The 1,334-nt window shown below is 30.5% G+C and carries 2 protein-coding genes; both read left to right on the forward strand.

The features are described from left to right. On the forward strand, positions 1-871 hold an 871-nt coding region (locus KIB46_RS16280; protein WP_291673275.1), incomplete at its 5' end, for a TNT domain-containing protein. Beyond that, positions 868-1,110: a hypothetical protein gene (locus KIB46_RS16285; RefSeq protein ID WP_291673277.1), complete on the forward strand. Its 243-nt coding sequence runs from the start codon at positions 868-870 to the stop codon at positions 1,108-1,110. The genes KIB46_RS16280 and KIB46_RS16285, both read left to right, overlap by 4 nt. Positions 1,111-1,334 lie beyond the last annotated feature (224 nt).

The following is a 1,334-nucleotide window of genomic DNA, read 5'->3' on the forward strand; positions in this document are numbered from 1 at the left end:
AAATAGTAGAAAAGAGTATGAGGTAGTAGAAAGTATAGAATATAAGGGTTATAATGAAATTGAAGTATATAACCTAATAGTGGAAAACTACCACACATTCTTTATAACAGAATTAGGTCTTAAGGTTCACAATATAGACTGTAAGAATGCAACCTTAGGACAGATATTCAAACAAGTTGGAGATAATATAAGTGATACTAAAATAAAAGGTGATTTTGAAGATGTTATAAAGAAGTTAGATGATATAGCAGAAAGAAATAACATTGAAGAATATATAAAGAATTTTGATTCAAGGTTTAGAGGATTAGATCCAAACAATTTAGATGAAATAAAAAAGATAATAAGTGATACGAGTAAAGATATAGATAACCATTCTAGTAGTTTGTTTAAAGGTACTGAGGGGGTTACACAAGCTGATATAAGAGAGAGAGTATTAAAGAATATTGAAGAAAGTAAAATTGCTAGAGAAGCTTCAAATTATCAAGAATTTGCAAAAATAGATACAAAAATATATGCAGAAAATAATAATTGGGTGGATAAAGCAGGAAATATTATATGGCCACCAAATAGAGGATTTGATGGGGAAGCAGTAATTGAAACTTTAAAGCCAGGAACTAGGATTGACAGATATGGATTTGAGGGAGGTACTTTCGTATCTCCAGAGGGAATTCCATATCCAAGTAGAGCACTTGCACCAGGTACAGAAAATAAATCGTATAATGTATATGAAGTAATTAAACCAATAGAAGTACAGGCAGGGAAAATAGCACCATGGTTCGGTGAACCTGGTGGTGGAATACAGTATGAGTTAAGCCTATCAGTTAAAAAGCTAATAGAAGATGGATTTATAAGAAGGGTGGAAATAAAATGACAAAAAATGAATTGAAAATGAAGTTAATTAACGACCAAGTACCAGAAGAAGTATATTCATTAGACGGTGGAAGACCAAATGAAGCATATTGTTTAAACTATATAAATGGTAAATGGGAAACCTATTATAGCGAAAGAGGAATAAAGTCAGAGAAAGAAGAATTTACTACAGAAGACGATGCATGTAACTATTTTTATAAGTGGCTTATTGAATCATTAAAAAGCGTAGGAATAATATAAAAATACTGCAAAATAAGAAACAATTTAACTGCATAATAGTGAGAAGTTATTAGATATAGTAAAAGGTATATTCCTATAAAAATATGATACTGCATAAGTTAAATAATGAAGTGAATATGGGGCAAAGGGGGCAGAGGGGAAGAAAAAATTGAAAAGTAATTTCTAGTTGATGAAACTAAAAATACTTTCTAAAATCTTTACCACCTATGCCACCTTTCAACCTA

This window comes from Clostridium sp. (assembly GCF_018372875.1).
Lineage (GTDB): Bacteria > Bacillota > Clostridia > Clostridiales > Clostridiaceae > Clostridium.

Excerpts from the sequence above, each read along its gene's own strand:
- KIB46_RS16285 (WP_291673277.1), top strand. The coding sequence starts at position 868 with ATGACAAAAAATGAATTGAAAATGAAGTTAATTAACGACCAAGTACCA.